The organism is Larkinella knui, assembly GCF_003858645.1.
In the GTDB taxonomy this organism is placed as follows: domain Bacteria; phylum Bacteroidota; class Bacteroidia; order Cytophagales; family Spirosomataceae; genus Larkinella; species Larkinella knui.
In genome coordinates, this window is the sequence record NZ_RQJP01000001.1 from 374,436 (window position 1) to 396,738 (window position 22,303).

Below are 22,303 nucleotides of genomic sequence, written 5' to 3' on the forward strand. Positions count from 1 at the left end.
GGTAATAAATACTATAACTGTCAGATTAAAAGGGAATTAGATGAAATAAAAAAAGCGTAGAGCGGATGCCCTACGCAAAATAGCAATACTACTCAGGAATACGGGTGCTTTTTATGATTCAGATGTTGTCGTTTCCGGAGCAGCCTGGGGAGTTGGCGCTTTGCGGGTTGTAGACGTTGGGCGGGTTGTGGTCGGTTTCGCTACGGGAGCAGGGGCGGTTTTTGCGGACGGTTTTGGTGTTGTGGCCGCTTTGGGTTGGGGGGCTTCTTTGGCTGGAACGGGCGCGGTGGACTGGCCATTATCGGTTGCTTTTACAACCGGTTTCTTCAACTTCTTGGCAACCTTTTTAGTCTTTTGGTCGGCTTTTTTCTTGGCTTTGGCCAGTTGTTTTTTCTTCTTTTCTTCTTCCTTTTTAAAGAGCTTGCTGATTCGATCGGCTAGCTTACTGGCTGATTTTTCAATCGCTTTCTTCACTTTTTTAGACTGTTCGCCAACCTCCGTCAACTTGGTTTCAATAGAACTGGCGATTTCAACAGCCAGCGACTTCTTTTTCGTCTTCATATGGGAATATTGTTAAGGTGTACTGCGGTAACTAAAAAATCTACAAACAACTACGAAAGAAACAGGAAAAACAAAATCAATGTGTTAAGTTTTTATTAAGTTTTGTCAGGAAATCCCAACAGACAATTCCGGCAGTAACGGCGATGTTGAGGGAGTGTTTGGTGCCATATTGCGGAATCTCAAGAATGAGGTCGGCTTTTTCAATCACGTGGTCATTGACGCCGGTAACCTCATTACCAAACACAAACGCAAGCTTTTTGTTGGCATCCGGCCGAAAATCCTGTAAGCTGACACTGCCTTCCGCTTGCTCGATGGCGGCAATAATCCAGCCTTCCTGCTGTAAACCGTCAATTAGGGCAACGACATCCTGCACGTGTTCCCAAGCGACAGACTCCGTGGCACCAAGCGCCGTTTTGGTGATGTCGCGGTGGGGCGGGGTACCGGTAATGCCGCAGAGGTAGATTTTTTCGGCCCGGAATGCATCGGCGGTGCGGAAAACCGACCCGACGTTATTCAGGCTCCGAACGTTGTCTAAAATCAGGATGTAAGGATATTTGTCAACGGTTTTGAAATCTTCGACGGAGAGCCGGTTGAGTTCGTCGAGACTAATTTTTCGGGGCATTTTTCTGGTATTTTTGAAATAAAGGCAAAGCTGCAATTATCTGCCGGAAAAGAAAGGACCTCACCAGGAAATTTAACCGGTTGTGGCCTCCGGAAGACATTTGACGTATAAACCTCAGGATTAGAAGTTGAAAATGCGTATTTTTGAATAAAAAACAGTACTGATTTGGCACATTCCGCAGCGACAACAAAGCCACTAAAGAAACCGACCGAAACACCCCTAAACCGGCAATACAACCAGATAAAAGTAAAATATCCCGGTGCGATTCTGCTGTTTCGCGTGGGGGATTTTTACGAAACCTTCGGCGAAGATGCCATCAAAGCCAGTCGGATTCTCGGTATTACCCTGACCAAACGGAATAACGGCGGAGCCAACGAAGACCTAGCCGGTTTTCCGCATCATTCCCTCGATACGTATCTGCCCAAACTGGTGCGGGCGGGCGAACGCGTGGCCATTTGCGACCAGCTCGAAGACCCGGCGATGGCGAAAGGAATCGTTAAACGTGGTGTAACCGAGTTGGTTACGCCCGGAGTTTCATTCAATGACAATGTGCTCGATACCCGCCGGAACAACTACCTGGCTGCGGTTCATTTTGCCAGGGGATCAGGGGCCGAAGCGTTGTTTGGCGTTTCTTTTTTGGATATATCGACGGGTGAGTTTTTAACGTCACAGGGCAACGCGGCTTATGCCGATAAACTCCTGCAAAGTTTTAATCCGTCCGAAATACTGTTTTGCAAAAAGCATCGGAAGGATTTTGTCGAGTATTTTGGCGATAAATTTCATACCTACACGCTCGAAGACTGGGCCTTTACCTACGACTTTGCCTATCCGCTGCTCACCCAGCATTTTCAAACCGCATCGCTGAAGGGCTTCGGCGTCGAAGGGCTGACCGACGGAATTATTGCGGCCGGGGTTATTCTGCATTACCTGAATGAAACCGAGCACAAAGATGTGGGCCACATTGTCCGGCTGACCCGGCTCGAAGAAGATAAATACGTCTGGCTCGACCGGTTTACAATTCGAAATCTGGAGCTGGTAGCCTCTCAACAGGATGGCGGTATTCCACTCATTCAGATTCTGGATCAGACCGTTACCCCAATGGGCGCGCGGCTTCTGCGAAAATGGCTGCTGCTGCCGTTGAAAGACAAGCCGTTGATCGAAGAACGATTAAATACCGTTGAGCTGCTTAAAAATGGTCATTCGGATGCGGCACAGGGTGCGGACGGACCCAGTTTACGGGAATCGCTGGAACAGCACCTGAAGCAAATCGGGGATCTGGAACGCCTGATTTCGAAAGTGGCCGTTCGGCGGATTTCACCGCGGGAAATGGTGCAGTTGAAACGGTCGCTGTCGCACATTCTGCCCATTAAAGAATTGCTGATCACGGCTATGTCGCAACAGCCGCTCACCTCTTCCCTGAAAAAATACGCCGACCAACTGAATGCCTGTACGTTTCTGGTCGACAAAATTGAAGCCGAACTGCGCGACGAAGCGCCGGTGGTGAGCAACCAGGGCGGTATGATCAAAAGTGGCGTCAACGCCGACCTGGACGGGCTGCATGCCATTGCTTTTTCGGGCAAGGATTACCTGGTTCAATTGCAAAACCGGGAAGTCCAGCGCACCGGTATTTCGTCGCTGAAAGTGGCGTATAACAAGGTATTCGGGTATTACCTGGAAGTATCGAACGCCCACAAAACCCGTGTTCCGGAGGACTGGATCCGGAAGCAGACGCTGGTGAACGCCGAGCGGTATATTACGCCGGAACTGAAGGAATACGAGGATAAAATTCTGAATGCTGAAGACCAGATTTTCAGCATCGAGCAGCGGATGTTCAATGAGCTGGTGCTGGCGGCCGGCGAATATGTGAACCACATTCAGCAAAATGCCCGGGTGATTTCGGTGCTCGACGTGCTGGCGTCGTTTGCCCGCGTGGCCGAGAAAAACCGGTATGTCAAACCGACGATCACCAACGCCAAGGTGTTGCAGATTAAAGACGGACGCCATCCGGTGATCGAGCAGCAACTGCCGCCGGGCGAACCGTATGTGCCGAACGATCTGTATCTGGATGACGAAACCCAGCAGATTATCATCATTACCGGTCCGAATATGGCCGGAAAATCCGCGTTGTTGCGCCAGACGGCCCTGATCGTGTTGCTGGCGCAGACGGGCTGTTTCGTTCCGGCATCGGAAGCGGAGATTGGCATTGTCGACAAGATCTTTACGCGCGTTGGTGCTTCCGACAACCTGTCGCGGGGCGAATCGACGTTCATGGTCGAGATGACCGAAACCGCCAGCATTCTCAATAACCTCAGCGAACGGAGTCTGGTGATTATGGACGAAATTGGTCGGGGAACGAGCACCTACGACGGTGTTTCCATCGCCTGGTCGATTGCTGAATACCTGCACAACCACCCGACGTATCGCGCCAAAACGCTGTTTGCAACCCACTACCACGAACTGAACGAACTGGCGACGGATTTGCCCCGGATCAAGAATTTCAACGTGGCCGTGAAGGAACTGGGTAACAAGGTGATTTTCCTGCGGAAGCTGAAGGAGGGAGGAAGCGAGCACAGTTTCGGGATTCACGTGGCGCAGATGGCCGGTATGCCGACGGGCATTGTGAGCCGGGCCGGAGAGGTTCTGCAACTGCTGGAAAGCCAGCGCGAAGGTTCGGCGGATACCAAACGCGAAACATTGCGGGATTTGCCCAAACACAATGATATTACTCTTAAAATCTTCGAAACCGGTGACCCGAAAGCCGAAGCCGTGAAGGAAAAACTCCGCAAACTGGATATCAATACGCTGACACCAATCGAAGCGTTGTTGAAATTGAATGAGTTGCTGAAGATGATCGAATAATCCGTAATTTACCTGCGCTATGCTCCATTCTTCTCTACAGGCCAAATTGCCCCAACTCATCGCTTTATTGAAAAATCATAAAGTGAAAAGAGCGTATGCTTTTGGGTCAGTCTGTACGGATCGGTTTACCACACAAAGCGATATAGATTTATTAATCGATTTTGAAATCTCGGAACCGTTCGATGGGTACGCTGAAAATTTTTGGAATCTGGAGGAAGAATTGCAAAAATTATTAAACCGTTCAGTCGATTTGGTCCCTCAGCATACGCTTCGAAACCCTTATTTTATTTCTTCAGTCAACCGAACCCGTATCCCGCTTTATGAATGAAGAAGTAAAAATGTACCCACGGACTTAAAGTCCGTGGGTATTTATTGAACATGCCGCGAATCCATCTGGTGTTTCGCCAGCATTTGCTTCAACTCCTCGGACCAGCCCAGGTATTTTTCACCATCTTTAGTATCATAGCCGTTTTTGATCAGCCCATCGGCTTCTTCCATCGCCTGATCCGGACGGTCGAGAAAATAGTTGAGTACCATCAGATTATAAAAAGCTGAATACCGCATTTTCTGATTCCGTTTGTCCAAACCGGGGTATTTGGTTTTCAATTCCTGAAAATAATCCAATACCGGCTGAAGATCGCGGGCCAGCTGGTCGATGGGTTGCGTGGCCGCCATCCGCTTGGACAACTCCTTCACGGCTTTAATAGCTTCCTGCTGAATCGGGTATTCGGGATGACTTTTTGAATCCAGAATCCACAGAAACTCCCGCGTTTGGGTCGGCACATAACCGTACCAGCGATTGGCGTCTTCGTTCACTCTCACGAGCGCATCCGTCACATATTTCGTGATCAGATCCGTCCGAATGGTTTGCTGGTTTTGCTCGATATACCGCCTGGCATCCGCCAGATTCTTGTATTCGATGGTCGTGTACGACAACTCGTACGGAAAATAACCGCTCGTTGTAACGCTTTTTGCCGGATCGGTCTGCGAAGCCGCCTGCAAAAACCGGTTGTTTTGCAGGTCCTTTGATTTCTCTTTTTCCTTGCGGGAAAGCGATTTTTCGTCCGTCCGGGCACCGATAATTTTGTAATTGCCACTGAAACTGTAGCGAACGGTCATCGTATAATACGTTGTTTGGCTGGTCACCTTGCCGTCTTTGTCTTTTTTCTCTTCGACGCGGGTTTTGGTTTCGCTTTTCTCAAACCGGACGTTGCCAAACTCGACCGTAATGCCGACGGCCGGGTTGTTTTCGACCCGCTGGAAACCGGACAAACCGATTTTTTCATAAATCGCCGACTCCGGAAAAGCCGACGCCACCGAAGGCGAGCAAAGCACGCGGACGCCAAACGTGCGATGGTCGGCTGGCGTGTATTCTTTCGGCAGGATCAAATAACCGGCGTCAAAATAAAAGCGGTCGAGGTCGACTTTCTGGGCCTGTGTCCCAAAGGCTACCGAAACCAGAGCGGCAGTTAAAATAGCGTAGATCAGTTTCATATTCCAAAGGTATCGAATGCCGATGCTGAAAGAAGCGAACTTTTTACCAAGTGGAAAAGATGCCGTCTGAAGTGTATAAAATGGGGATTTGATTGAAACTTATGGCACCGGCATTTGACGCTTAACGCAATTAGTTTATCTTCAAACCCGCAATGACACCCTGACTAGACCGTATTCTTTAAACCGCTACGTAAACCCAATGAATCTCAAAACCCGCATTCAACTCTCTGTAATGATGTTTCTCCTGTTTTCGGTGTGGGGAGCCTGGTACGGACAGATGAGCAAATACCTTTTTACGCAACTACATGCTACCGGCGATCAGGTCGGAAATGCGTATACGGCTTTTTCGCTGGCCATGCTGGTGGCCCCCTTTTTTATCGGCCTGATTGCCGACCGGTATTTTGCCGCCCAGAAAGTGCTGGGTGTTTTGAATCTGGCCGGTGCCGCCATCCTGTTTTTCCTGATTCGCGAAAAAGATCCCGATCAGTTTTTCTGGCAGATTTTAGCCTACTGCCTCACGTTTGCCCCCGCCATGTCGCTGACGACGTCCATTGCCATGCAGCACATGAAAAATCCGGAGAAAGAATTTCCGGGCATTCGCGTGCTGGGAACGGTGGCGTGGATTGTCATCACGAATATTGTCGGTTATTTTAAAGTGGGCGACCAGGTGACGATTTTCCAGATTGCGATGTACATCGCGCTGTTTTTCGGCTTATTCTCCTTTACGCTGCCGAACACGCCCCCCAAAGCCAGTGCCAATGCCTCGATTGGGCAGATTCTGGGGGTCGATGCTTTTAAATTATTGAAGGATCGGTCGTTTGCCATTTTCTTCCTGTCGTCCGTGCTGATCTGTATTCCACTGTCGTTTTATTACGCCATGGCCAACCCGGCCCTGACCGATTCGGGAATGACCAACGTGGAGAATAAAATGTCGCTGGGTCAGGCTTCGGAGTTTTTCTTTATGTTGCTGATTCCGGTGGCCTTCATGCGTCTGGGGGTCAAATACATGCTGGTGGTTGGGCTGGTGGCCTGGATTGCGCGCTTTCTGCTGTTTGGCTACGGCGACGCGGGTTCGGGCGAGTGGATGTTTTACATTGCCATCGTTCTGCACGGCGTCTGTTATGATTTCTTCTTTGTAACGGGTCAGATTTATACCGACAACAAAGCCGGAGAACGCATCAAATCCTCGGCGCAGGGTCTCATTACGCTCGCGACCTACGGGATTGGAATGGGCATCGGTTCCAAACTGGCCGGTATTGTAGCCGATATTTACACGGTAAATGGCAAAGTGGACTGGACCTCGGTCTGGCTGGTGCCCGCCGGTATTGCCGCTGTGGTGCTGGTCCTGTTCGTGCTTATGTTCAACGACCGCAAGAAAACCGTTCCGGCGGAGGATGAGCTGGTAACGGGGCCGCTGTGAGCCCATATTGTTAAAAAAACACAAAAGGATGTCGCTCAAACGGCATCCTTTTGTGTTTCAGAGGAAATTGATGCTATTTAAGGTATGGAAAAGAAGCGAATTGTCTTTTACGATGATCTGAATGATCCGTATGAAAAACAGTTAGCCGATGGGTTGAAAGATACGCCCGAGGAGCGGTATGTGAAGTTTTTTCATATGCAGGCCCGACTTTGGGCGTTGAAAGGATTCCCAAACTGGGAAAGGAAAATAACCATGAAGCCGCATCCGTGGATTTAGAAAACGAAGATTTCCGGTTGTTTGCGGAACACGCCGAGCGTTGCCAGTAAAAATACATGGTGATTGGCGGTTTTGCCATGTATCTCAACGGGCTTTCCCGGGCAACGGAAGATGTTTACGTTTGGATGGAGGCTACGCACGAAAATGGGATGCGATTAATCTGCACTCTTCTGGGAATGGGCTATGAAGAAGATGAACTTAGCCACGTTAAGACCCTGGACTTTACGCAAATACAAATTTTCGGTCTGAATAATTACATCGATGTGCTGACTGTCGTACACCGGAACTTTAAATTTGAAGAATGCTATAACCGCTCCAGAACCTGCTTTAATCCGCACGGAAACACGATCCGGTTTTTACATTTAAAGGACCTGAGAGAAACGAAGATTTTGGCCCGGCGACCGCAGGACATACGGAATGTGATTCAAATTGATGATTTTTTGAAAAAGCAGGCGGAAGATGCCGGGCGATAATTTTATGCGTAATCCTTCCGTTTCCCTCAAAACAAAACCTGGGAAAATCTTCAGGCGATACGCTTACCTTCCCTCTTCAGAATAGCAATCAGGAAACGGGCAGACTGATGGTAAACTCGGTAAACTCATTTTCCCCGGTTTCCAGCGAAATGCTGCCGCCGTAGCCTTTGGTGATGATGTCGTAACTGAGTGATAAGCCCAGCCCCGTTCCTTCGCCACTGGGTTTGGTGGTAAAAAAAGGCTGGAATACTTTCTGTCGCAGGTCTGGCGGAATACCGGTTCCGTTGTCTCTTACCTGAATAATTAGCTGGTTTTCTGTGCGTTTGGTTCGTACCGTGACTTCGGGTTTGTAGCCGCCTGGGGCGTTCTGCTTCTGTTTCCGAACGGCATAAAAAGCATTTGTAAACAGGTTGAGCAGAACGCGCCCTATTTCCTGCGGGACAACCGCAATAAGCCCCAGATTCGCAGCCAGATCCGTAGTCAGGGTGGCTTCAAAAGTGTGATCCTTGGTCCGGATGCCGTGATAAGCTAGCTTAAGATATTCGTCAATCAGGGCATTCAGGTCGGTTGGAAGCCTTTCGCCGGTGATGCTGCGGCTGTGTTCAAGCATACCTTTGACAATGGCCGAAGCCCGCCCGCCATGGTGGGTTATCTTCCGCAGGTTTTGCCCCAGATCGGCCAGCAACTCGGCTTCCAGCCCACTGTCGCGCTCCGTCTTAGCGGCTTCTTCGGTCAGTTCTGCTACCAGTTCGGAAGAGACCTCCGAGAAGTTATTGACAAAATTGAGCGGATTTTGAATTTCATGGGCAATACCGGCCGTCAGTTCGCCCAGCGAGGCCATTTTGGCGGATTGAATCAACTGGTTTTGAGTATCCCGCAACTCCGTCAGTGACTGCTTCAGTTCGTTGGTGCGCTCGGCTACCTGGTGTTCCAGCAATTCGTTCTGGCTGGCCAGTAGTAGTTGTTTTTCCTGTTCATGGGCCAGCATCTGCGCGGATAACCGGTTGACTTCATCCAGTTTCTGGCGGAGCGACTGGTACGTCCGGGCATAATCGCGCACCAGCGAAAGGGACAGGCCCACGGGAATGCTGAAGAGGGAAATGAGCGCCATGACGACCGTCAGGGCCATTAGCCAGTCGAATTGGCCTTCGCGCTTGTAGGCATGGTTCAGCAGGGATCCACCAACCGCCACCGGAATAATGGCCAGCATCATAAAAAGCGTAAACTTAAGCGATTTCCAGGGCAGCCGGGCATCCGGGTCGGGGTTTTGCCGCTTCGCCAGCCAGCTAACCCGGATGTATTCGGCCACCACCAGCGCAAAAGGAATCCAGGAAATGGAAACGGGACTGACAAAAACGGTGTACACAACGTCCACCGTTAACAGCAGCAGCGTGCCTCGGAAAATCCAGCCGGGGCGTCGGCCAAGGTAGGTATAAACCGATAGCAGAAGCAGCCCAAATGCGCCGTTCATAACCAGCCAGCTGACGGCTCCCATGACTGAATTAGCAAACAGGGTGCCGGTCAATTCACTGATCAGGTCGACCACAAAAATGAGCGAAAAAAACAGCATCATCAGGCTCAGAATCCGGTTGATTCGCTGGGTAGGATTGGCGCGGTAGAACAAGAAATGCAGCAGGCTCAGGACACCGAATAAGCCCGCCATTAAATAGGAGAGACCTGCCGAAACCCGCTGGTTATCCAGAAGATTGACGGTTGCCCGGTCGCCCGGTTCAATGTCGAGCGCAAAAGGCTCTTTGTCGATGAGCATACTGACGTTGGGATCGCGCCGAAAGGCGTAGCGCACCGCCAGCAGGTGCTGGCTGGTATCGGCAACCGGAATGGGAATCAGGACCGAAATGCGTTGGGAACCGCCCGAACCAAACCGGAAAGGCCGCAGCGTTGCCACTCGTTTGCCGTCGAGATACAGCACCGAACTCCCAAATTGCCGGATGGTCAGCGTGACCCCGTTCCTGGGGAGCTGCCGGAGCCGGAATGTTTTCCGGAACCAGCCCCGACCGGTTTGCCAAAGCGTGGGGTTTTCGACCAGACTCGTACGGGGGCTGATTTTTTTCCAGTGGCGGGTGTCGTAGGCCGGATTAGCCCAGGTGGTGCTGTCGCCGGCGCGAAAGTGCCACACACTTTCAGTTGTAAACCGGGTGTTGGTGGGGGTGTTGATGTTGATGACCTGCGCGCTTGTTTGGGCGAAAGCGAAAAGCAGCAGGAAACCCGCAGTCAGGATCCGGAAGAAACGTATCATACAGCAAATTACATCCACCCGGCCTGGTTTGCAATACCGGACAAGTAGGGCTGTCACTTATTCATTTTTCCACCTGCCTGAGCCATTCGTGAATCACCGTCTGCAGTGCTTTTTTTTTCGACTGAATATCCGCCTGATCCGTAAAGAGAGCAATCCGCCGACCGTCGTCGTACGTACCTGCGAGCAAACCGGAGGTGTCATTGACCCGGGCCCCAGTCGGAAAAACCAGCCTGATTTGCCCTTTATGCAGGTTAAAAACCGCTATGTCGCGTTTGTACTCCTTCGGATCGAACGGTTTCATTTCCCCGGTGTAATAGAAACTCGGGTTATTCCACTTGATTCGTTCGCCAATTGCGGGGTCGGTGTTCAGAATAATTTGCCGGATGTTTTCGACGAGCTGCCCCAGACCGGGCTCGAGTTTTTGGATATGGTCGGTTACCTGCTCTTCGTCAGAGCGCTTTTTGGGCATGATGGCTCAGTTCTTTCTTGGTTTTGCTTCGGCTTTCTGAAGGTTCTCCGTTACCCGAAATTTGACAATATCGGCGATCAGGTCGAGCGGCATCGGTTTGTCGATCGGAAACTGAACCGAGCCTTTGGCGCCTTTATACGCAGCGAGTGCTTCCTTAAAAGCGTCAATTCCGGATGGAACCGGATAGAACCCGATGTGGTTTTTAAAAGCTGCAAAATGCACCAGATTGCCCTTCAGCGTGAACGTCGGCATCCCATAACTAATGGTTTCTCCGGCGTCGGGGGCCGCTTTCCGAACGGTTTCCCGAACCTGCTTCAGAAGGTCCTGCGTTTCGGCCGGAAACCCGGCGATGTAGCTGTCGATGTCGGCGGGTTTGTTCATGGCTGAAGGCTGTCCGGTTCGTTTTCAAAGATAGTCTTTTATCTATTTTCTCCGCTATTTATTGATCTAATCGGGGTGGGTAACCTCACAAGAAGTGAAGGTATACAAGTTCGAGCGTTGCACTGCTAAAAAGTTAAAGCAATCTGCAAGAGACGGCAGGTGATGGGCAGATCAATCGCTGTATTTGGTTTTGTCTGCATACAGAGACTGCCGTAAACTATACGTCTTTAAAACATAAAAAAGAGATGCGCCAACAAAGTAAAGCCGTATGGCATTGCCAATAAGCCAGATTACCGAAAGCGTAAAAAGCTTGTGTTGGTATTTTTCCAGGTCGCCGAAAAACAATTTTAAATTAAGTTGCGTGACAATCAGTATCGTTAAAAAAATAGCTATCCAGCCCGTGATAACTGCCTTTTTTAAGAGGTTTTTTTGCTTTTCGCCGGTTGATTTAAAATATAAAACCGTAGTGGCAACTACGGCCAATTGGGTAAATGGAACATAGTAGTAAATTTGATTGGTGATTTTAAAATAGTTTTGCCAACCTTTTAATGCTTCGTAAGAATCTGTGAGCTGGTTAGGTGCTAAAACGATTTCTTCGTAAAGGTTTCCAAAAAACCAGTGGGCCATAAAAAACAAAGCGAAGGCTACTAATCTGTCAAATGTTTTGTCTTGCATATCAATTATCGTTTAATTTCCATGCAAAAATCGGAAGTATGCGCTTTGTCAAAATTGCCAAATGGCAAGAAATGAATTATTTGATATTTTTTCTTAACCGACTCAACGAAGTTGGTGTTATGCCCAGATACGATGATAAATGTTTTAAAGGGACCCTTTGAAGAAGGTCAGAGCGCTCTAACGCCGTCAAATAGCGTTCTTCTGCCGTCTTGGTTTGATAGTCGAGAATACCGTCGATTACTTTCAGAAAAGCAGTTTCCCATACCAGTCTGCCAAACTGCTGCCATTCGGGATACTGCTTATAGAGCTTTTCCATTTTGTCATTCGTGATGGTCAGCAGAACGGTATCTTCCAGGGTTTGTATAGTGAAGCGGGATGGCTTTTGGCTTTTTAAACTTGAAAGCTCGGTAAAAAACTCGTTTTCCAATGCAATCCAACCCGTTATCTGTTTGTCGTCTGCATCGTAGTAAATGCGTATAGCGCCTGATTTAATAAAAAAGTAGTCGGTAGCAATATGTCCCTGTTTTAAAATGAATTTCCCTTTAGCAACTGATCGTACTTTAAAATTAGAGACGATCGTTACAAGGGCGCTAGTATCAACCTGTATTGTAGATTTTATAAAGTTTTCCAGCTCTTCCATTCCGATTTTCCAATCAAGGCTTATCACCAAAAGTTGAAGGCATTACTTTGCAGAGGTGAGTTGATTAATTTAAAAAGTACCAACAATGTATTAAGCTTTTAGACGGAAAATGAACCGGTATTTTTGAAGGATGGGATAGCTGCCTACGCAATTTCGCACCCCAGAATCTTCTCCAGACACTTCATCGTAATCAAATACGTCGGCTTCACGCCCAGCGTCCCCAAACTCCCGGAGGCCAGCGTGGCACCGGTGAGCAGCGGGTTGTCGGACGCGTAATACGCATACCGGACCTTCATGCTGGGTTGCACACTGCCCCGGATTTTGGCGTGCGACTGGATGGCTTTCTGGTAATGCGCCCCTTCCATCTCCAGGCCGACGGCTTTCCAGGATGAGTTCTTGAAGTACGCCAGAATGTCCTTGTTTTGCAACGACGTGCCCAAAACCGTAATCATCGCGCCCTCGTAAGCCGCAATCCCAAAACCCTCAAAATCAGCAGCCGAAAAGTCATTTTCCAGCGGATAGTTGTCGGCGGTTCCTTCAAAAATGTGCGCTGTCGGGATCATCAGGTCGCCTTTGTCGCCGGTCAGAATACCGGCTTTGCCCATGATCGAGATGGAAGCCACGTTCAACGCAAAGGACTCGTCGCCGTGGTCATACGGTTTCAGCAATTCATCCATCGTCTCGAACGCCTGTTCGCCAAAAGCGTAGTCCATCACCAGCAGCAGCGGCTGGGTTTCCTGAACCAAAGCCGGGTCGTGGGCAATTTCGGGCGACAGTTTCGTGGCATCGAGCCGGGCCGTATCGATGAGTTGAACCAGCAGATTGGTGCCGCCCGGATCTTCCAGCTCGTGCAAACCGTGGGCCTCGGCAAATTCGGTAACCTGCTGGCGGAGTTCCTGTTGTGCGGGTTGACTGAGCTTGTACGCCAGATCGTACAGATTGTCCCAGGACGTCAGATCGGCCAGGGCCGCCGGCGCATACAGGCAGTTGACCACACTGTGCGGATTGGCGCTGATGATGTGAATGGGGCGGTTTTGCCAGCCATTGGTCTGAATAGAATGCTTGATGCGGGTGGCCCAGCGCTCGCCGTACAGATGCTGCCCGACGCGTTCCCGCAACATCGGCGTGAAGTTGATTTCGCGGTCGACGTTCTTCTCCTGAATTTCACGAACCGACACACTGCCCAGGCCGTATACAATCTGAAACAGCCCGGTATTAGTCCCGGCGGTTTCCTCGAACCGATGGAAAGCCTGCTGGGTTTCTTCAAAAGTGCGGCCCAGAATCGAGCTGAGGTACATTAGCGCCAGTTCCTGTTCGTCTTCTTTTACGGTTCCACCCGACTTGATGATGGCTTCCAGTTTCTCCCATTCCCGGAGTTTGTTGCCTCGCTCGATGAACACATTACGCCGGATTTTATCGGCTTCCATGAACATGAACGTCAGGTGGGTCAGGATGTCGTAGATTTCACTGCGGCCATTGGTGACCTCGATCACCATTTGTTCCGCATCGACGCGGTAACAGTTCCGACGCCGTTTGGCCGGGACCAGAACCGGAAACCGCGAATGCTCAAATCCTTCGCGCGAAACCAGCGTGATCACCCGGCAGGCTTCGATGCCCTTCGGCAACCGGTCCATGACGTAGACCAGTCCGTCGAGTTCCACCCGCTGCGGATCGTCGACGGAGCCGTAAATTTCGGGCCGGAGCGTCAGCAAAGCCTGCCGGATTTCTTCGCCCGATACGCCGGACGGTTTATAAAATCCCCGGTTGAAGAGGTGGCGCATCGTAATGTACAGCCGTTCGATGGCAAGGCGGGATTCCTGGGCGCGGGTGAGTGGGGGCGAATAGTCGGTATGCATGGCAGAATGAGCGAATGAGTCGCAAGATAAACGATCGGTTGCTGTCTTTTGAAAAACTCATTTTATTTAATACAGAAGACATTACCTTGTGTTTTTTTACGAAAAATGAACAGCAAACTACCTCTCTATCTCCATCGATTCGGTTTTTTTAAAGGATTGAACCTCTATTTTCTGCTTAAATCGAAGCGAAAACGGGTGATTCAAATTCAGATTCCGCAGGTGAAACACCCGATTTATGTGCGGGCGGGTACATCGGACCGGAAGGTATTCAACAACATTTTTGTGTATGGCGAATACGATGCGGTCGAATTGGGATTCAGCCCTGCACACTTCCTCGACGGGGGCGGCAACATCGGTCTGGCGGCTGTCTATTTTGCCAATCGCTACCCAAACATGCAGATTCTGAGCGTAGAACCGGAAAGCGAAAACTTCAAAATTCTGCAACAGAACATTGCCCCTTATGCAACGATTCGGGCCGTAAAAGCCGGGTTGTGGTCGCGGCCAACCCATCTGGAAATCCGGGATTCGGGCGGGGGCGAGTGGGGGTTCACGGTGGAGGAAACCGAAACGCCAACGCCCGGTTCGGTCCGGGCCGAATCCATCGACGCCCTGGTTTTGCAGAATGATGGAAAACCGTTCGATGTGGTGAAACTCGATATTGAAGGCAGTGAGTCGGAGGTGTTCCGAACCAACACCGGATCGTGGTTGCCACAGGCGCGCGCCCTGATTGTCGAACTCCACGAATGGATGAAGCCGGGGAGTTCGGCCAGTTTCCGGGAGGCTACGTCCGTTCATCCCTACCAAAAAACGACGTCCGGTGAATATGATGTCTATATCAGACAGGACCTGACGACCTGATCGCCACTGCTCAACCGTAAAATCCGTTCGTACCAGTTTCCTTTTCAGGCTTTTCCGTATTTTTGTAAGTTGTAAGAAACCGCATGAACAAACTAAAATGTTAACACTTCGAAAAATGACTCAAACGGCGGTGCTCCTGGCGGCTTTAACGCCGGCACTTGTAGCACAGCCCTCTCCCGAAAAAGCAAAAATGAGTGAAAATCCGCTGTTGCAACCGTTCAAAACACCGCATGAGACGGTGCCGTTTGATCGGATTAAAAATGAACATTACCTGCCCGCCCTCAAAGAAGCCATGACGATGGGGCGGAAGGAAATCGACGCCATCGTGGCCAATCCGGCCGCACCGACGTTCGAGAATACCGTGGTGGCGCTGGAAAATGCCGGCTCCATGGTGAGCCGGGTTTCGTCGGTTCTATTCAACCTGAATAGTGCGGAAACCAGCCCCGAGCTTCAGAAGATTGTGCGGGAAGCGTCGCCTTTGCTGACCGAATACAGCAATGATATCTCCCTGAATGAGAAGCTGTTCCAGCGCATCAAAACCGTGTATGACCAGCGTGACAAACTGAAGCTGGACGGAGAAGACCGGATGCTGCTCGAAAAATCGTACAAGGGATTTGCCCGCAACGGGGCCAATCTGAAAGCCGCCGACAAGGATAAATTCCGGGCCATCAACAAAGAACTGTCGCAGGCGTCGTTGCAGTTTGGCGAAAACGTGCTGAACGAAACGAACGAGTATATGCTGGAAGTGACGGACGAGAAAGATCTGGCCGGTTTGCCGGAATTCGCCCGGGAAGCTGCTAAAGCAACAGCTAAACAAAAGGGCAAAACCGGTTGGGTGTTCACCCTGCAGGCACCCAGTTATCAGCCGTTTATGCAATATGCCGACAACCGCGAGTTGCGTAAACAACTGTTTATCGCCTACAATTCCCGCGGTTTTCACAAGGATAAAAACGACAACCAGGCGATCATCGGCAAACTGGTCCAGCTTCGTTACGACCGCGCCAAACTGCTGGGTTACCAGACACACGCCGATTTCATTCTGGAAGAAAGTATGGCGGGTTCGCCGGAAAAAGTAAAGCAGTTTCTGAGCGAACTGGCGGGTTATGCCAAACCGGTTGCCGAAAAACAGTTGACCGAACTGACCAATTACGCGAAGCAGCACGGTTTTAAAGACGAGCGGCTGGAACGCTGGGATTTTGGCTACTATTCCGAAAAACTGAAAAAGGAAAAATACGCCCTGGACGACGAAATTCTGAAACCGTACTTCAAACTGGAAAACGTGATTGAAGGCGCTTTCACGATTGCCAACAAGCTCTATGGCCTGACGTTCAAGGAACGAAAAGACATCCCGCTCTACAATCCGGAAGTGAAAACCTACGATGTTTTCGATCAGGATGGCAAGTTTCTGGCGGTATTCTACGGCGATTATTTCCCGCGGGAAGGTAAACGGAGTGGCGCATGGATGAATGACCTGCACGGGCAGAAAGTGGAAAACGGCGTCAACATCCGCCCGCACATTGTCAACGTCTGCAACTTTACGCGACCCACGGAAACCAAACCGTCACTGCTGAATTTCAACGAAGTGACCACGCTTTTCCACGAATTTGGTCACGGATTACACGGCATGCTCGCCAACAGCAAATACGAAAGTCTGTCGGGAACGAGCGTCTACCGCGATTTTGTCGAATTGCCCTCGCAGGTGATGGAAAACTGGTGCTACGATCCGGAAGCGCTGAAGCTGTTTGCGAAGCATTACCAGACCGGCGAAGTGATCCCGAACGACCTGATCGAGAAAATTCGGGCCAGCCAGAATTATTTAGCTGGTTTGTCGAACCTGACGCAGTTGCGCTACGGCCTGGTCGATATGTACTGGCACGGCAGTGCGCCCAAAGGAGAGACGGTCGATCAGGTGGAATCCCACATCGACTCGCTGGTGAATCTGTTCCCCAAAGTGCCGGGAACGGCGTTTAGTCCGGCATTCGCGCATATTTTTGCGGGCGGTTATTCCGCAGGCTATTACAGCTATAAATGGTCGGAAGTGCTGGACGCGGATGCCTTTGAGTTCTTCAAGGAAAAGGGACTTTCAAACCGGGAAGCGGCCGATAAATTCCGCAAGAACGTGCTGGAAAAAGGCGGTACGGAAAAACCGATGGAGCTTTACAAGAAATTCCGGGGCCGCGAACCCTCTCCGCAAGCCATGCTCCGCCGAAGCGGGCTGACGTTGTAAATGAGTTATTTCGCAGAGTTGAGCGGAGTAAAAAGGAGTTATGCGGAGTTTATTTTTCTTAAATTACTCTGCGTAACTCCTTTTTACTCCGCTCACTTCGCGATACAACCTCATTTATTCGCACTTATCCGGTTTGAAGCGGCAATTAGCAGCATCATCAGGCCGAAACCCAACAGTGGGAACGCCGGAAGACGCGAGGTGACGGTGGACAGAGAAATCTGGTCGCGGGTTTTACTATAAATCGCCAGCGCTACAAAGGTCCCGCAAAGGGCAATGATGAGCAAGCCCCGGCCGGCATAGAGTTCCGGCCATAAGAATGTGCCCGCCAATGCGTCGTAAATAGCGTACAAAACGGCCATGCAATCGATGGCTACACCAAGTTTGAAAAGAGATTTCATACGAGTTTTGAGTGAGTTGAATACCGAGTTGAAGTACCGAATTGGATTAGACATTTTATAGCCGAAATCAACAACGGGTGGCTTTCGGTTGATAAGTCGCAGGATTGGGGAATACCGGGTGAACGGTCGATAAAACAGCTTTAACAAACTTTAACGAGCTTGACCGGCGTCAAGCGGGGTTTATTTTGTTAATTTTGAGGAAAAATAGCTGTTACCCCAATGCAAACCATCAAAGGAACAGAGTCTACTGTTATTTCGGATACGCCTTCGCAGTCGTCGGCGTTCTCCTATAAACGCCTGAACAATTGGACAGGCTGGCTACTTTTTGCCGTCGCCCTGTTTACCTACTCGTCGACGGTCGAACGGACGGCCAGTTTCTGGGATTGTGGTGAATTCATTGCCTGTGCCTATAAACTTCAGGTACCTCACCCGCCGGGAGCGCCGTTTTTCCTGCTAACCGGGCGACTTTTCTCGTTGCTCGCCCTCGGCGATGTAACCCAGGTGGCCTATTGGGTTAACATGATGTCCGTGCTCGCCAGCGCGTTTTCCATCCTGTTTCTGTTCTGGACCATCACGATGCTGGCCCGTAAACTGATTAACAAGCAATTCAATGAACTGACACAAGCCGAAATCTGGACCGTAATTGGTTCGGGTGCCGTTGGGGCCCTGGCCTATACGTTTTCAGATACGTTCTGGTTTTCGGCCGTTGAAGCCGAGGTTTACGGGGTGTCGTCATTCTTTACGGCCATTGTTGTCTGGGCGGCTTTTCGTTGGGAATTAATTGAAGATGAAGCCGCGGCCAATCGCTGGCTGATTTTTATTGCCTATCTGATCGGGCTTTCCATCGGGGTTCACTTGCTGAACCTGGTGACCCTGCCCGCCATGGCCCTGATCTACTACTTTAAGAAGTCGCCTAAAATTACCTTATGGGGCGGTTTGATTGCCTTTGGTGTCGGGATGGTTATTCTGGGCATTATCAACTCGGGTATTATTCCGGGTTTACCCAGTGCGGCCTTTGCCGTTGAACGGTTCTTCGTTAATAACTTCGGACTTCCCTATACGTCGGGTATCATCATTTTTACGATAATCTTTATCGGTGCGCTGATTTACGGTATCATCTGGTCGGCGCGGAAAAACCGGCCAATTCTGAACACAGCACTGCTGGGGCTGGCGTTCGTACTGATTGGGTACGCATCCTATATTCAGGTACTGATTCGCTCGGATTTCAATACGCCGATCAACGAAAACAACCCGAGCGATGTGGTCAATTTCGTGTCGTACCTGAAACGGGAGCAATACGGAAACCGGTCGTTGAGCTACGGTCCGTTGTTCTTTTCCCGGCCCGTCGATCAGAAAAAAGGCGCTCCGCAGTATGAAAAACGGGATGGCCAGTATAAAATCTTCGATTATGCCCCGGAATACATTTACGACGGCGACAAGCAGATGCTGTTTCCGCGTATTTACAGCAACCAGCCGGGCCACCCGCAGCTGTATTCGCAGATGCTGAACATTCCGCTCGATGCGCAGGGCCAGCCGACCCGGAAAGTAACGATGGGGGACAACCTCCAGTTCTTCTTTCAGTACCAGTTGGGACACATGTACTGGCGGTATTTGATGTGGAATTTTGCCGGGCGCGCGGGCGATCAGGAAGGCTCGGGGTATTTGCTGCCCTGGACCAACGATGATGGCGTTCCCGACCTGATCAAAAACAACAAGGCCCGCGACAATTTTTACATGTTGCCGTTCCTGCTAGGCTTATTCGGGATTGTGATTCAATACTTCCGGCGACCGAAAGATCTGCTGATTGTCGGAATGCTGTTCTTTTTTACCGGTATTGCCTTACAGATTTTCCTGAACTCCCCGCCCTCCGAACCACGTGAACGGGATTACATTTATGTGGGATCGTTCTATTTCTTTGCCATCTGGATTGGGTTGGGCGTTGTGGCCCTGGTCGATGGGTTGGCGGGTTATTTGAAGAACGAAAAAATGCGTGTGGGACTGGTGGCTGGTTTATGTCTGCTGGTTCCGGTCATGATGGGGGCCAAAAGCTGGGATAACCACGACCGGTCGAACCGGTATCATTCCGTTGATTTTGCCAAAAACCTCCTGAATTCCTGCGCTCCGAACGCTATTCTGTTTGTGGGCGGTGACAACGACACCTTCCCCTTGTGGTATGCGCAGGAAGTGGAAGGGTTCCGGACCGACGTACGGGTATGTAACCTGAGCTTGCTCGGTACGGAATGGTATATCCAGCAAATGAAACGCAAAACGTACGAGTCCGAAGCGCTGCCAATCTCGCTCGAGTTTGCCCAGTTTAACAAAGGGAAAAACGACGTAATTCCTTTCTATGAAATACCGGCGGTGAAAAACGGGATCAACCTGAAAGAATACATCGGGCTGGTGAAACAGGGCAATCAGGCGATTCAGGTGCCGCTTACGACGGGCGAAATGACCAATATTCTGCCCTCGCAAACGTTCTTTTTGCCCGTTGATAAAGCGCAGGTCCAGAAGTTGGGGTTTGTTCCTGCAAAACTGTTGCCGATGCTGAAAGACACCCTGGTCTGGAATTACGGCAAACAGGATATTTACAAGCCGGATCTGGTGATGCTCGACATGATTGCGACCAACAACTGGAAGCGGCCGATTTATTTCTCGACCACGCTGGGGCAGTCCAACTACCTCAATCTGAAGGATCACATGCAACTGGAAGGATATGCCTACCGGCTCATGCCGGTTCAGGTGCCGAGCGCGTCCGACGGTTTTGTCAATTCCGACGTGATGTACAACAACATGATGAAGAAGACTTTCTGGCGGGAAATGAACAATCCGGATTCGTATTACGACGATACGTACCGGGGTTCGCCGGTTATTTCGGCCCGGATTGCGTTCCTGCGGTTGGCAGATCAGCTGATGCGCGAAGGCAAAAACGCCCAGGCCAAAGAGGTTCTGAACCATTCGTTGCAGGTCATTCCCGACAAGAGTATTCCGTACGACCAGATTTCGACCAACTACATCCGGATTCTGCTGGAAGTGGGCGATACCAAAACCGCCCAGCAAATTGCCGATGTGGTGGCGATGCGGGCCGACCAGAGCCTGACCTACATCAAGAAAACCGGTGGCGGCAGCAGCGACGCCAACTTTGATCTGTACAATTTGCAAACGATTGTCAACGCCTTCCGGGAAACGAAGAACGAAGCGTTGGCGAAAAAATACGATGCGCTGTTTCAGAAGCACCTAAATGCTTTAGGCTAACCGATAACCCCTCGATTCTTTGAAAGGAGTTGAGGGGTAGTTTTAGGAACGTTCAATCAATACTGCGTATGGTAGCGATGCTGTATGGTCTGTTGATGAGCATCACGATGTCGACAGACACCAGTCGAATCCCGGCGGATACGAGCCAGATTGGGGTAATGCCCAATGCCAAACCCTCGTTTCAGTCGAAAATGCCGGTCCATAAACCTGATGAAAACCAGGTAATACCGATGCCCAATTCGGGCGCAAGACTGCGATCTTTTCAGATTCCCAGGGAGAAAAAGATCCTGCCCGATTCCGGCAGGGGCAAGCCCTAAAGCAAGAAGCCCGGCCAAACGGTCGGGCTTCTTGCTTTAGCGGTAAAAATCGGCGTGATCAATGAAAAAAGTCTTTCATTTTATCGAAGAACCCTTTTTCGTTCTTCCCCGGTTTGGGGTGAAAATTCGGAGAGCTTCGCAGGCGTTCCAGGATGCTGCGTTCTTCAGAGCTTAATGTTTTGGGGGTCCAGATGTTGATGTGGATGAGCTGATCACCCCGGCCGTAGCCATTCAACTCCTTGATTCCCTTACCTTTCAGACGGAGGATTTTGCCGCCCTGAGTGCCGGGTTCCAGCGTAATCCGGGCCCGTCCATCGATGGTCGGTACTTCCACAGAGGTTCCCAAAGCCGCATCAACGAAGTTGACGTGCAAATCAAAAACCACGTTGTTGCCGTCGCGTTTCAGATTTTCGTCCTCTTCTTCTTCGACTACAATCAGCAAGTCGCCCGCCACGCCCCCGCGCGGAGGAACGTTTCCTTTGCCGGTTACCGAAAGCTGGATGCCTTCGGCTACACCCGCCGGAATTTTGATTGGAATGACGTCTTCCTGCAACAAACGCCCTTCACCGAAGCAGGTGTCGCAACGTTCGGTTACCATTTTACCTTCGCCGTTACAGGTTGGGCAAGTACTGGTCGAAACCATCTGGCCCAGCATCGTATTGACCACTTTCCGAACCTGGCCGGACCCGTTACAGGTGTTACAGGTCGTTACGGCCGTTCCGTTTTTGGAGCCATTTCCGCCACAGGTCGTACAGGAAACGTGCCGTTTCACTTTAATTTTTTTCTCGACTCCGTTGGCGATCTCCTGAAGATTCAGTTTCAGCTTGATCCGCAAATCCGAACCGCGCCGAACGCGCCGGCCCTGTTGCTGACCGCCCCGGCCAAAAAAGCTGCCAAATGGACTTTCGTCGCCGAAAATGTCACCAAATTGCGAGAAAATATCGTCCATCGACTGACCACCTCCGCCCGCGCCGTTCATGCCTGCGTGGCCAAACTGGTCGTAACGGGCTTTTTTCTGCGGATCGCTCAGAACATCGTAAGCTTCGGCGGCTTCCTTAAATTTATCTTCGGCGGTGGGGTCGTCCGGATTTTTGTCAGGGTGATACTTGATCGCCATTTTCCGATAGGCTTTTTTGACGTCTTCCGGCGTAGCGTTCTTGTCAACCCCCAGTACTTCGTAATAATCTCGTTTCGTAGCCATGTATAGTTCGTTGAAAAACGATAAAACTGAACGGGAAGCGCCCATCGCCGTCCTGTTCAGTTTTATC

Annotated in this window: 20 protein-coding genes; 9 read left to right on the top strand and 11 right to left on the bottom strand. The window is 50.5% G+C overall.

Going from position 1 to position 22,303, the window contains the following annotated elements; translation table 11 throughout:
* Positions 1-111: 111 nt before the first annotated feature.
* Both EHT87_RS01500 and EHT87_RS01505 read right to left on the bottom strand, forming a co-directional pair.
* Positions 112-561, bottom strand: coding sequence for a hypothetical protein (locus EHT87_RS01500; RefSeq protein ID WP_124903143.1), 450 nt, complete (start codon positions 559-561; stop codon positions 112-114).
* A 76-nt stretch (positions 562-637) separates the two neighbouring features.
* Entirely contained in the window at positions 638-1,183 is a 546-nt protein-coding gene (locus EHT87_RS01505) for an RNA methyltransferase (RefSeq protein ID WP_124903145.1), read from the bottom strand.
* 165 nt (positions 1,184-1,348) lie between these two features.
* On the opposite strand from EHT87_RS01505, the gene mutS reads away from it, so the two are divergent.
* Together mutS and EHT87_RS01515 are read left to right on the top strand one after the other, a co-directional pair.
* A complete protein-coding gene (gene mutS, locus EHT87_RS01510) occupies positions 1,349-4,042 on the top strand; it encodes a DNA mismatch repair protein MutS (RefSeq protein WP_124903147.1) in 2,694 nt (897 codons plus the stop codon).
* A 19-nt stretch (positions 4,043-4,061) separates the two neighbouring features.
* Positions 4,062-4,370, top strand: a complete 309-nt coding sequence (locus EHT87_RS01515; RefSeq protein WP_124903149.1) for a nucleotidyltransferase family protein — start codon at positions 4,062-4,064, stop codon at positions 4,368-4,370.
* 41 nt (positions 4,371-4,411) lie between these two features.
* Here the strand turns inward: EHT87_RS01515 and EHT87_RS01520 are convergent, their stop codons facing one another.
* Entirely contained in the window at positions 4,412-5,536 is a 1,125-nt protein-coding gene (locus tag EHT87_RS01520) for a hypothetical protein (protein ID WP_229320787.1), read from the bottom strand.
* 199 nt (positions 5,537-5,735) lie between these two features.
* Here EHT87_RS01520 and EHT87_RS01525 point away from each other — a divergent pair, with 199 nt between their 5' ends.
* From EHT87_RS01525 to EHT87_RS01535, 3 genes are all read left to right on the top strand, one after another.
* Positions 5,736-6,956, top strand: coding sequence for an MFS transporter (locus EHT87_RS01525; RefSeq protein WP_124903151.1), 1,221 nt, complete (start codon positions 5,736-5,738; stop codon positions 6,954-6,956).
* An 84-nt stretch (positions 6,957-7,040) separates the two neighbouring features.
* Positions 7,041-7,232, top strand: a complete 192-nt coding sequence (locus tag EHT87_RS01530) for a hypothetical protein (RefSeq protein WP_124903153.1) — start codon at positions 7,041-7,043, stop codon at positions 7,230-7,232.
* 56 nt (positions 7,233-7,288) lie between these two features.
* Positions 7,289-7,705 carry a hypothetical protein gene (locus tag EHT87_RS01535; protein ID WP_229320789.1) on the top strand — a complete coding sequence of 139 codons (417 nt, stop codon included), beginning with the start codon at positions 7,289-7,291 and terminating at the stop codon, positions 7,703-7,705.
* An 88-nt stretch (positions 7,706-7,793) separates the two neighbouring features.
* Here EHT87_RS01535 and EHT87_RS31545 read toward each other — a convergent pair whose 3' ends face one another.
* The 6 genes from EHT87_RS31545 to EHT87_RS01565 form a co-directional block, all read right to left on the bottom strand.
* A complete protein-coding gene (locus EHT87_RS31545; protein ID WP_229320791.1) occupies positions 7,794-9,962 on the bottom strand; it encodes an ATP-binding protein in 2,169 nt (722 codons plus the stop codon).
* Positions 9,963-10,023: 61 nt separating this feature from the next.
* Positions 10,024-10,431 carry a DUF1801 domain-containing protein gene (locus tag EHT87_RS01545; protein WP_124903155.1) on the bottom strand — a complete coding sequence of 136 codons (408 nt, stop codon included), beginning with the start codon at positions 10,429-10,431 and terminating at the stop codon, positions 10,024-10,026.
* A 6-nt stretch (positions 10,432-10,437) separates the two neighbouring features.
* Complete coding sequence (locus EHT87_RS01550; RefSeq protein ID WP_124903157.1) at positions 10,438-10,812, bottom strand: iron chaperone; 375 nt, start codon at positions 10,810-10,812, stop codon at positions 10,438-10,440.
* A 171-nt stretch (positions 10,813-10,983) separates the two neighbouring features.
* Entirely contained in the window at positions 10,984-11,487 is a 504-nt protein-coding gene (locus tag EHT87_RS01555) for a hypothetical protein (RefSeq protein ID WP_124903158.1), read from the bottom strand.
* A gap of 76 nt (positions 11,488-11,563) precedes the next feature.
* Complete coding sequence (locus tag EHT87_RS01560) at positions 11,564-12,127, bottom strand: Crp/Fnr family transcriptional regulator (protein ID WP_124903160.1); 564 nt, start codon at positions 12,125-12,127, stop codon at positions 11,564-11,566.
* Between the two features lie 143 nt (positions 12,128-12,270).
* Positions 12,271-13,983: a DUF6909 family protein gene (locus EHT87_RS01565; RefSeq protein WP_124903162.1), complete on the bottom strand. Its 1,713-nt coding sequence runs from the start codon at positions 13,981-13,983 to the stop codon at positions 12,271-12,273.
* Positions 13,984-14,088: 105 nt separating this feature from the next.
* Here EHT87_RS01565 and EHT87_RS01570 point away from each other — a divergent pair, with 105 nt between their 5' ends.
* Both EHT87_RS01570 and EHT87_RS01575 read left to right on the top strand, forming a co-directional pair.
* Positions 14,089-14,841: an FkbM family methyltransferase gene (locus tag EHT87_RS01570; protein ID WP_124903164.1), complete on the top strand. Its 753-nt coding sequence runs from the start codon at positions 14,089-14,091 to the stop codon at positions 14,839-14,841.
* A gap of 97 nt (positions 14,842-14,938) precedes the next feature.
* Entirely contained in the window at positions 14,939-17,068 is a 2,130-nt protein-coding gene (locus EHT87_RS01575; RefSeq protein WP_374756016.1) for a M3 family metallopeptidase, read from the top strand.
* A 110-nt stretch (positions 17,069-17,178) separates the two neighbouring features.
* Here the strand turns inward: EHT87_RS01575 and EHT87_RS01580 are convergent, their stop codons facing one another.
* Entirely contained in the window at positions 17,179-17,466 is a 288-nt protein-coding gene (locus EHT87_RS01580; RefSeq protein WP_124903166.1) for a hypothetical protein, read from the bottom strand.
* Positions 17,467-17,685: 219 nt separating this feature from the next.
* On the opposite strand from EHT87_RS01580, the gene EHT87_RS01585 reads away from it, so the two are divergent.
* Both EHT87_RS01585 and EHT87_RS01590 read left to right on the top strand, forming a co-directional pair.
* Positions 17,686-20,718 (top strand): glycosyltransferase family 117 protein, encoded by a 3,033-nt coding sequence (locus EHT87_RS01585; protein WP_124903168.1) that lies wholly within the window; start codon positions 17,686-17,688, stop codon positions 20,716-20,718.
* A gap of 68 nt (positions 20,719-20,786) precedes the next feature.
* Positions 20,787-21,035: a hypothetical protein gene (locus tag EHT87_RS01590; protein ID WP_124903170.1), complete on the top strand. Its 249-nt coding sequence runs from the start codon at positions 20,787-20,789 to the stop codon at positions 21,033-21,035.
* A gap of 58 nt (positions 21,036-21,093) precedes the next feature.
* Here EHT87_RS01590 and dnaJ read toward each other — a convergent pair whose 3' ends face one another.
* The gene (gene dnaJ / locus EHT87_RS01595) at positions 21,094-22,236 is read right to left on the bottom strand and encodes a molecular chaperone DnaJ (protein ID WP_124903172.1); all 1,143 of its coding nucleotides are present in this window, start codon (positions 22,234-22,236) and stop codon (positions 21,094-21,096) included.
* Between the last annotated feature and the right edge of the window lie 67 nt (positions 22,237-22,303).